Here is a 10,205-nt window from a genome sequence, read left to right as displayed (position 1 = left end):
CGATCCGCTTGTAAGATTGCGGATTTATTGTGTAATATTCCGACAGGAAGCCTCCGTCATTTCAAGTTGTAACAATTGAAAATCAACGACTAGAGGAAATTCAAAGTTCCTCCACTCTCTCACAGCGGCCCGCGCTTGTCTTCCTTAGAATCGCGGAACTTCATCGCCGCTTCGGTGCGGGAATGTACATGAAGTTTTTCGTAAACCCTGCGGAGATGGACTCGCACGGTCTCCACGCTGATATCCAGACGGTCCGCGATCTCCTTGTTCGCGAGTCCCTTTGTCAGGTGTTCGAGAATCTCCGTTTCACGCTTGGAGAGCTTCACCGATTCGGCTTCGGGTGATTTGATGGGCTGGTGGAACGCTTCCACCACCCGCCGGGCGATCTCCGCGCTCATCGGCGCCCCGCCGGAACGCACGTCCCGGACCGCTTGACGAACTTCCTCCGGAGTGGAGCGCTTCAACAGGTATCCGGAAGCTCCCGCTTTCAGCGCCGCGAAGATCTGATCGTGATCCCGGTAAACCGTGACCATGATGACTTGGAGTTCCGGAAGATGATGTTTGATGCGAGCGGTGGCTTCGATTCCGGACATGCCCGGAAGATTGATGTCCATCAGCACCACTTGCGGGCGGAAGGCGTCGATTTTTTTCAAGGCCTCTTCCGCGCTGGTCCAAACCCCGAGGCAGCGGAAATCTTCGGCGGATTCCACAATTTTACGGAGCCCCGCACCGAGTGCGGCATTGTCCTCGACGATCGCGACATCGGTCACTTGCTCCTTGGAAATCGACATTGGGTTTTATGAAAGGGGTTTTGCGGGTGTTAACAAGGGAAGAGTCAGGAAAACGGTCGTTCCCTGTTTACGGAATGTTTCAATACGGCAGTTTCCTCCCGCTTCTTGCATCCGTTGCTTGAGATTGCCGAGGCCGTTTCCACCGCCACCGGCGGCATAGTCAGGCTCGAATCCGCAGCCATTGTCCTCGATCTGGATTTCCAGGGCTTTTTCTTCGAGCCCGATGCGGAGTCGCACCTCGGTCGCACCGGAATGCTTCACGATGTTGTTGAGAGCCTCGCGGGCGGCCAGGAAAACCCCGTGCCGCTGGGGAGTCGCAAGCGGGAATTCAGGAATTTCCCGTACCACGTCGGTGCGCAGCGGGACCCGGGCGATGTCGAGAAACTCCCGCGCGAACGCGGCGATGTATTCCACCAGAGATCGCAGGGTGTCTTCACGCGGGTTCACCGCCCACACGATTTCGTCCAAACTTCCAACGACATGTTTGGCCTTCACGGAGAGCTGGTCCAGCGAAGGCTGGAGAGCGGTTTTCTCCGCATCTTCGGCAGCCAGTGCGGCGAGGATGGATATTTCCGTGAGACTCGCACCGAGGTCGTCATGCAGATCGCGGGCGATGCGCGAGCGTTCTCCCTCGCGGGCGTTGCGGATCTTCAGGGCCTGGATGCGGCTCTTCATCCGCATCCGTGCGGCGGCCCAACCGGAACCGACGGCGATGAAAACGACCAATGCTCCCACCGATACATAGAACCATGCGGTTTCCCAGAACCGGGGCTCGATCACCACCGCGATCCTCGCGGGTGCGGCGCTGCGCAGGCCATCACCATTCACCGCCATCACTTCGAAGGTGTATTTTCCCGGCGGAACGGCTTCGAATGCCGCGACCCGCTGGTCGCCGAGTTCTCGCCACGAATCATCCAGCCCCGCCAGGCGGGCGCGATAGTTGATTTTCTCCGGTGCGCTGAAGCTCAGTCCGACGAAACGGAATTCCAGCCGCGCGCGCCCTGGCTCGGTGGTGATCGGACCGGAGACCACGGGATGGGGCACGCCGTTCGCGCGCGCGGATTGCAGGTAGACGGGAGGTGGCACGGTATTGCGTTTGACCAGATCCGGCCTCACCCGCGCGATCCCGCTGCCGGTGGGAAACCAAAGCAATCCGTCCCGGGCCAGCCATCCGGCGGGTTGGTAGCCGCCGATGCATTCCCGCGATGGGAGTCCGTCCGTGTGATCCAACCGCAACCACTGGACCGCGGCCTCCGCATCCGCAGCGTGGGCCAGAAGCTGTTTCCGTTCCGCGCGGATAATGCCTCCCAACGATCCCAGCCAGATGCAGCCACGGCCATCGTCAAGCACGCACGTCAGACGCGAATCCGGCAGCCCGTCGTCCGCATCGTAGCAATACCATTTTTTTCCGTTCCACAGGTACAGACCGCTGCCAAGTGTGGAAACCCAGGTTTCCTTTTTGGAAACAGGATAGATACCCGACACCCACTGGTGCTTGAGAACTTCCGGTTTGGCAACCGTTTCAAACCCATCCGCATCGCCCAGCAGTATTCTCCCGGAGGCTGTTCCCGCGATGATCTTCCCGCCGGGAAACGGCTGGACCACCGTGAGGTCCATATCCCCCACCCCGTCTTCCCTGCCGTAGCGCCTGACCTTCTCCGACGCGTAGGATGCCAATCCCTGCGAGCCGCCGAACCACAGGGTGCCTTTCTCATCCTGGGTGATGGAGCGGACCTTCGACGGAACCTGGGTCTTCACGAACTGCGGTTTGAACACGCCGTCGTCATACCGGTAGACACTGCCGTCCCGCGACGCCACCCAAAGCTTGAAGTCCTTGTCTTCGAAAATGGCGGACGCGGAACGGGAACTGGAAAGCTGGACATATTCCGACTCTCCGGTCGTCCACCGGTTCAGCCCTCCGCGCCGGTTCGCGATCCACCACGTGCCGGCATGATCCTCCGTCAGAGCCCAGACCGCCCGTTCGATCTGGTCCTCATTCGTATCGAGCACATCCACCCGGGCGTGACGGACCCTGACAAGTCCGTTGATGGGTGAGGCCACCCACACGTTTCCTTCGGAATCCTCCATGAGCTCGTTCACCGCATAGGCCTGGCCACGCAGGGGCAGGTCCACGGAGATCGGCGCCTCACCATCCTTCACGATGGCCAGGCCTCCCGCGCTCCCCACCGTCCAGACGCCACCGGAGCGATCATGCAACTCAGGATTCTTCCCATCCACCACGATCCGGCCGCCGGTTTCCTGCTTTTTCAGATCCTCGGCAAGCAACTGTAACAGGCCGTCCGTGGGTGTGACCACCGTCACGGCTCCGTCATCGGAAATTCTCCCGATTTCCTGCCCCCGTTTATAGAAAATTCCGCCATCGGCATCCTCCACCAACTGCATCACCCGGGGTGGGCCGGGCCGGCGCAGGTTGTCCAGAACACGCTTCATGCGGCCATCGCTTACCTTGAAGAGCCCCCCTTGATAGGTCGCCGCCCAGACACCACCGCTCCGGGTCGTGAAGAGCCGGGAATATGCCAGGCGGTACCGGCGCAGATCTCCTTCCGGCTCGACCAGCTCGAAATCAAAACCATCGAAGCGGGCCACTCCCTCGGCCGTCGCCACCCAGATATAGCCGTCGCCCGCCTGCACCATCGAGCGCACGACGTTGCTCGGCAGCCCGTCCTGCGATTGCCAGACGCGGACGAGCACCCTTGCCGGAGTGGAGAACTCCGCCGCAGACACACACAGGACCAGCAATAGGAAAATGAGCGGAAAGTAACGCACCGGCAGCCAGAAATGAACGAGTCCCCATCCTTTGTGAATTAGAAAAACCCCGCTCAAATGGAGTAATGGCGTCGGCGGAACCGGTTCTACGGAGCTGGGATCGCGGGTCGGGAACGGAGAATCACCTCCCTCCGTTGCGAATGGACGAGGCTCGTGGCAGGCGGATGCTCCACAGGGCTCCCGTCGGTCTCTTACTTGTAACGGTGAATTGAATATTTACGGCAGGCGGCCGAGCGACAAGAATGGGTGCGTGCACACCACCCAGCCCCGCCAAGCCGGCCTCTTGCTTCCAGCCTTCACTCCCCGCCGGGAGGGGGATCTCGGCATCGGCGACACGCTGGCGCTGCGCGGTTGGGTCGACTGGGCGGCCGATCACGGAGTGGCTTTCCTCCAATTGCTCCCGATCAATGAAAACGGCACCGAAGAAAGCCCATACAGTGGCATTTCCTCCGCGGCTCTGGACCCGATCTATCTGGCGTGCGAGGTTGGCGAAATTCCTGGACTCACGGAAGCCGACATCGCGCGGGCCCGCAACCAGCTCAAGGCGGCGATCCAGTCCCCCTTGGTGAACTACCCTGCGGTCCGCGCGGCGAAACGATCGTTGCTGGAACTCGCGTGGTCGAGATTCAAACATTCGGAACCTTCCCTCACCGCGGAGTTCGAAAACTTCAAGAAACTCGAATGCGACTGGCTGGAGGACTACTGCCTGTTCCGCCATCTGATGGAAATCCACGGCGAATCACTGACGTGGGACCAGTGGCCGGAAGGATGCCGCACGCCTCAGGAAGCCCGGAAATTCCTCTCCAAACTCCGGACACGCGACGCGGTGGGGGTGGACCACCGGTTGGATTTCTTCGCCTTCGTCCAATGGCTGTGCTTCCGGCAATGGCTGGCATTGCGCGGGCACGCGCAGGCGCGCGGGGTGAAGCTCATGGGCGACGTGCCGATCGGCATCAGCTGGCATTCGTGCGATGTGTTTTTCAATCGCGAGGAGTTCCACCTCGACTGGAGCGGAGGCTCGCCGCCGGAAGGGATGCGCCAGGACGATCCGTTTTTCCAACAATGGGGACAGAACTGGGGTATCCCGCTTTATCGCTGGGATCACATGCAGGCCAACGGTTTCCAATGGTGGAGAAAACGCATCAAACGGCTCACGCGGATTTTCCAGATGTTCCGGCTGGATCACATCCTCGGGTTCTACCGGATCTATGCGTTCCCCTGGAGACCGGAGAGAAACCACGAATTCATCGGCCTGGGTCGTGAGGAAGCCGCCGCCATCACCCACGGACGCCTGCCCCACTGGTCGCTCAGGCCGGATGACACCATGGAAAACAAGGCGGCGAACCGGGAGGATGGCGACGCCCGGTTGCGTGCGATTTTCGATGCGGCGAACGGGGCCGAAGTCATCGCGGAAGATCTCGGATGGGTTCCCGAATACGTTCGCCCCCACCTGGCCAGCCTGGGCATCGCCGGGTTCCGCATCCCGCACTGGGACTGCAACGAGCATGGCCATCCCACGCCGGGCGATTTTTTTCCAGAGAATACCTTCGCCACTTATTCCACCCACGATCACGACCCGGTCAACGGCATCTGGCGGGCCTGCCAGCGCACGATCCAGCAGCACCACGAGCAGCCAACCGAGCAGACCGGCTGGTGGGTGGGCGGCTGCCACAACACACTGCGGATTCTCTCCGAATTCGCCGGAATACCCACAGCGCACCATTCACCGTGGCCTCCGTTTACCGAAGGCATCCGCCTGCGGTTCATCAAGGCGCTGCTTTCGTCCAACTCGCGCTATGCGGCCCTGATGGTTACCGAACTCTTCAGCCTTGACGACCGCTTCAACCACCCCGGCACAACCGGCGGCGAAAACTGGCGCTACCGCCTGCCCTGGACGCTTGAGGAAATCATGGAAGACCCCTTGCTCCGCGCGAACGGCGAGAAGTTCGCAGCAATCATCAGCATCACCCGTCGTTCGCCCTGAACATTCAACTGTCACTCCTCAACGCGGCCAGGGCGCTGAGCAGCTGATGGTGGTTTTCCAAGCCAAGCCGCTCGCGGATGGTTCCCAGCCGCTTGTCCAGGCTATCCCTGCGGATGCCCATTCCGGCGGCAATTTCCCCCCGCGGACGGGACTTCAGCAGCTCCGCCAGCAGATGACCGTCCTTGTCGTTGAGTCTGTCCACGGAGCTGCCTCCCATGCGGGACTCTACAAATCCGCAGAGCCCCTTCCACGCCGCATCCAGTTGTTCACGTTGCTCGATCCGGCGGCTGACCAGTCCGAGGCGCAGTCCCATATAGTGGAAAACCTGCGCGTCCTGATCCGTGAAATCAAACTCGCGCCGGTTCCAGGTGAGCACCAGACGGCGATCCCGCAGCACGCTCGCCGTGTAACAGATTTGGTAGTGCGCGTCCAGATGTTGATAAACCTCGCGGAACAACGGATTCTCGCGGAACTCCATGATCGGCTGGAAATCCGAAATCCGCATGACCTGCTGAAGGGTATCCTCCAGCTTGTCCGCCGCGATCAACGGATGCTCGGACATGGTTTGGGCATGAGCTTCCTCCAGTCCGCCGAATGAGTCCTGATATTCGTCATTTGTCCGGCAGGTCATCAGCCGGCTCATGTCCCGCGACCAATTGTTCCAGCAGATGCAATCGGCGGGCAGGAGTTTCCCCGCCGTCTCGATGAAGCGTTCCTCGAGTTCGCCGAGTGTCTCTACATCCGCCAGGGACAACATCGCACGGTCGATCCTGCGGGCCTGTGTGGCGCTGATTTGGGAAAAATCCGGCATTTCAGGAAGCCGGTTGGTTCGAATTGAAAATCGCCGCCACCCGGTTTCTCACGCCGAGCTTGTGATAGAGATTCGCCACATGTTTCTCCACCGTCCGCACGGCGCAGCCGAGGATCACCGAAATCTCCGCATCGCTTTTCCCGGCACGCAGCCAGTCGAAAACCTCGCGCTCGCGGATGGTCAGAGCCGCCAGCGGATCCGGCGGCCTGTGTCCGGACGAGCGGCTGCCCCAGATGTGGACCTCCCCGCCCGCATGCCTGTCGGCCGGCGGAGAGTCACCCTCCCGCAGGTCATGCCGGGCATTCGGGCTCAGCCAGACCCCGCCTTCCACGGTGGGTAGTGAAACGCACCATCCCGCGGCGTCAAGGACCTCGCCCCACGCTTTCAGACGCATCCACCTGCGGTGGTTCACCCGCATGAGCTTGTCGTCCAGCCGCTCCAAAAACTCATCCCCAGGTGTTTTTCCGCTTTTTTCATCGTCATCAGGGCCGGCGCTGGGAGACGGGACAGAGGTAGGGGGGATCACGATAGGCGGAATGCAAACAAACCGCTCCACCATGGTCAAGTGCCTAACAGCTATCTAACAGAAATCAGCGCCTGGTCCGGGAATACGTAGATCAAGGGCTTCCGTTTTTCTGCAAAATCTGCAAGGTTGCATGCCCTCCCCGTTTTCACCTACGGGTGGATTGCACGCCGTCTGCGAACCGAATCCACCAGCATCACCCGCTGAGCAATGATTCGGTCCGCAGGCGGTTATCCTCCGGTTGCCCCACTCCAGAGTTCTGGGAATGACGGGTGGCCGTGTTTCAAAGCTTCCGGATACGAATCAGGCCGGTGCCGGTTTTCCCACGTGTACGCAAAAAGTGCGCTTTGGAATTCCCCCCGGATCTCTCAAAGCGCACCTTTTTTCAATCACCACTTGATAGGACAGTCCGACTGACTTCCCCCCGGTTATCGAACCGGACTGTATGGCCCTACGTTCGTGGCAACGATTTCTTTTGGCACGTGAGCGCCTCAGAACAGGACTCAAGATACCACCGATCTCCTCGGGAGAAAGAACTACATACCCCCAATCCCGGCCAAGTGGTGTCATTTCCGGCCATTTTATTCGGAGCACCGCAAGATTCCATCGGTCAGGATCCTCGCCCTCAGTCCGCCCCTGAAGTGGTCGGAAAGGAAAACCTCGGCACCCGGGCCCGCCACCCTGTCCATCCAGTAACACGGCTTGCACTCCTCGCTTCCTTGAAATTCAACTCCTTGGAAGCTGAAACGCCGATCTTTCCATTCCCCGAGCTCCACCCCGCTTACAATCAGGTTCCGGCGGAATACCGAACTGCACAGATCGGGTTGCGACAGGTGTTTTCTCACCGCATCGACGACCTCTGCGGACAAAAAAGTCACCTGTCCCTTGAAATCAGGTTTGTAGCCGAAATACCGGTCTCCCCGCAGACCCATGCCCGCCACGCACTCGACCACGGACAGCCTTTGGATGCCGTGCTCCAAACGGCCCCGCTCATGCCGCCCCCTGAAGTCGTTGCCAGGGGAAATCCATATGTCGTGCAAACCTGCCCTCCACTCGGGAACGGCACCTCCATCGGGTGCGGTGGCATTCACCCAGTCTTCGGGAGTGTTCGCGTTGTCCAGGGCTCGCGGGGTGGCCGGTTCAAGCAGGCGACAGCCATGATGCATGAGAATTTTCCGAGGATGGCGGAACCCATCCGCCTCGGCCTGCTCAAGGATGGGCAACGCGGTATGGGAATAAAGGGCGCAGAGAGGTTCGGGCAGTCCGTCAAATTCACTCCTGTAGGCAAGGAACTTTTCCTCGGGAGTTTTCCGCGCGACCAGATTTACCAGCGTTGCCACATCCAGCCTCGGCAGGTCGCATGCGACCACAAGCCAGTCGTCTGACGGCGACAGGCGCATGCCTGAGAGAATACCCGCCATCGGCCCGCCGTCACTTCCCTCGGGATCACGGACGATCTCCTCGCCATCAAGGCCGGCGGGAATTTCCTGTTCATGGCGCAAGGAAATGACAACGCGGTCACACCCCGCCTCGCGCAGCAGATCCCGACAACGGGCGGCGAGCGTGCGGCCATCCGGATGAACGAGCTCCGCCTTGTCCACCCCCATGCGCGTGCTGCGACCGCCCGCGAGCACCAGGCCACACGGTTTGTTGTCTGAGTTCAGGGTGCTTGTCATGGTGGTTTTCCAAGGGAGCATGGAGGAACGACCATTGGAGGGCAAGCCGATGAGGGTGCATCCCGAGTGATAACTTTTCATGCCCGCGGTGAGCGCCATTCCGCTCCCGGGGCGCCTGCCGTTTGTCGGTCCGTGTGACTTTCCCGCTCTGGTGACGAATCTGTCAGTCTGCCGATTGACTTTTCCACAACAGCCCGCCATACCCCGCGTATGTCTTCAGCGTTGCCGCCGAAACCCCGTATCATCGGACCCAAGGTCCGCATCTGCATTGTCGCGTCCAAATACAACGAGCAGTTCACGGACGCGCTGGTGCAGAACGCTATCGATGAGTTGGGAGAACTTGTCCCACAAGGCCGTGTGGACCTGATCCGCGTGCCGGGCGCTTTTGAAATCCCGGTGATGGTCGCCTCGATCCTGGAGCGGGATCCACCGGCCTGCGTGATCGCGCTCGGACTCATCATCCGTGGCTCCACCGAACATGGGGATCTCGTTGCAAGCTCCGTGACGACCGCCCTCCAGCAACTCGCCGTGCGGTCGCTCCGTCCGGTGATTCATGAAGTTTTGCTGGTCGAAGACGAAAAGCAGGCTTACGCACGCTGCATCGGCGCGCAATTGAACCGGGGCAAGGAAGCCGCCCGCGCCGCCGCCTCGATGATTGATATTTTCCAAGAACTTGACCGATCCATGCCGCGAAACTCCAGCCAGAAGATGCACCGCAATGCCTAGTCGCCGCCATATCCGCGAGGCGGTCGTCCAGTTCCTTTACTGTGCGGATCTTGAAGGAGGAGCGAACCCCGCCGAACTGCGTGGTCCTTTCTGGGACTTCGTGACCGAGTCGGACCGCAGGAGCCTGCAGCTCGCCACCTTCCGCACCGTGCACCACCTCGCCCATGGCCGCGAGGGACGCCTGGTCGAGTTTGTCGAACGCCAGAGCGTCGCCAGCGCCCTGCTTTCCGCCTACCCGCAGGCGGAGGTGCTGAAGCTGGAACTGAAGCGGGTGGCTGAAATGGAATCAGGCTGGAGCACGCTTTTCGCAAAACTGGAACGCCTGCCGAAAGACGATGACGACGCGTCCGTCGCCGAAAGCTTCAGCGACGCACTGGAGAAGCTTTTCAAGCTGGACCGGGACCTCGCCCTGGCACGTCTCCGTTTCCTGCAAGGCATCGAAGACTTCCCCGCCCTGCGCGGACAACTCGAGGCGGTGGCTGCCACGATCCGCCGCCTGCAACGCATCTCCGACCGTCTCCGCATGGTTGAAGAGCCCGAGAAATTTCCCGAACAAGCGGATCTCGCCCGCCTGAGGGACTCGAAGGAGGAGATCATCGCGCTGCGCAAGATGTCCGACGAACTCGTGGATTCGATTCTGGTGAAAAAGGAGTCGATCGACGAGACGCTCGCCGCGGTGGTGGAAAACTTCTCCCCCGAACGGATTGATCCGGTGGACCGGGCCATCCTGAGGCTCGGCACCTACGAAATCCTGCATGCGGCGATTCCGCCGAAAGTCGCCATCAACGAGGCCATCGAGCTGGCCAAACGCTTCGGCACCACGGATTCGCGCAGATTTGTGAACGGGGTCCTGGACAAGATTTCCAAGCACACCGCGGGTTCGTCCGAAAATCAGGAGGTTTTGTAA

Annotated in this window: 8 protein-coding genes; 3 read left to right on the top strand and 5 right to left on the bottom strand. The window is 60.5% G+C overall.

Annotation, left to right across the window (positions count from 1 at the left end; all coding sequences use genetic code 11):
* Positions 1 to 119 precede the first annotated feature (119 nt).
* A complete protein-coding gene (locus tag JIN84_RS18220; RefSeq protein WP_200352501.1) occupies positions 120 to 791 on the bottom strand; it encodes a response regulator in 672 nt (223 codons plus the stop codon).
* A gap of 6 nt (positions 792 to 797) precedes the next feature.
* On the bottom strand, positions 798 to 3,578 hold the full coding sequence (locus JIN84_RS18215; RefSeq protein ID WP_200352500.1) for a sensor histidine kinase: 2,781 nt from the start codon (positions 3,576 to 3,578) through the stop codon (positions 798 to 800).
* Positions 3,579 to 3,828: 250 nt separating this feature from the next.
* Here JIN84_RS18215 and JIN84_RS18210 point away from each other — a divergent pair, with 250 nt between their 5' ends.
* Positions 3,829 to 5,562: a 4-alpha-glucanotransferase gene (locus tag JIN84_RS18210; RefSeq protein ID WP_200352499.1), complete on the top strand. Its 1,734-nt coding sequence runs from the start codon at positions 3,829 to 3,831 to the stop codon at positions 5,560 to 5,562.
* Between the two features lie 4 nt (positions 5,563 to 5,566).
* On the opposite strand, the gene JIN84_RS18205 is transcribed toward JIN84_RS18210, so the two are convergent.
* The 3 genes from JIN84_RS18205 to JIN84_RS18195 all read right to left on the bottom strand — a co-directional run bounded on the left by JIN84_RS18205 (position 5,567) and on the right by JIN84_RS18195 (position 8,653).
* Entirely contained in the window at positions 5,567 to 6,373 is an 807-nt protein-coding gene (locus JIN84_RS18205) for a hypothetical protein (RefSeq protein ID WP_200352498.1), read from the bottom strand.
* Position 6,374: 1 nt separating this feature from the next.
* Positions 6,375 to 6,899 carry a helix-turn-helix transcriptional regulator gene (locus JIN84_RS18200; protein ID WP_200352497.1) on the bottom strand — a complete coding sequence of 175 codons (525 nt, stop codon included), beginning with the start codon at positions 6,897 to 6,899 and terminating at the stop codon, positions 6,375 to 6,377.
* A 578-nt stretch (positions 6,900 to 7,477) separates the two neighbouring features.
* Entirely contained in the window at positions 7,478 to 8,653 is a 1,176-nt protein-coding gene (locus JIN84_RS18195) for an NTP transferase domain-containing protein (protein ID WP_200352496.1), read from the bottom strand.
* A gap of 129 nt (positions 8,654 to 8,782) precedes the next feature.
* Between JIN84_RS18195 and ribH the strand changes: the two genes are divergently transcribed.
* Both ribH and nusB read left to right on the top strand, forming a co-directional pair.
* Positions 8,783 to 9,298, top strand: a complete 516-nt coding sequence (gene ribH / locus JIN84_RS18190; RefSeq protein ID WP_200352495.1) for a 6,7-dimethyl-8-ribityllumazine synthase — start codon at positions 8,783 to 8,785, stop codon at positions 9,296 to 9,298.
* Positions 9,291 to 10,205 carry a transcription antitermination factor NusB gene (nusB, locus tag JIN84_RS18185; protein WP_200352494.1) on the top strand — a complete coding sequence of 305 codons (915 nt, stop codon included), beginning with the start codon at positions 9,291 to 9,293 and terminating at the stop codon, positions 10,203 to 10,205. The genes ribH and nusB overlap by 8 nt, the downstream gene beginning before the upstream one ends.

The sequence above is a fragment of the Luteolibacter yonseiensis genome (assembly GCF_016595465.1).
In the GTDB taxonomy this organism is placed as follows: Bacteria; Verrucomicrobiota; Verrucomicrobiia; order Verrucomicrobiales; family Akkermansiaceae; genus Luteolibacter; species Luteolibacter yonseiensis.
This window is presented reverse-complemented; position numbering and strand designations above follow the sequence as displayed.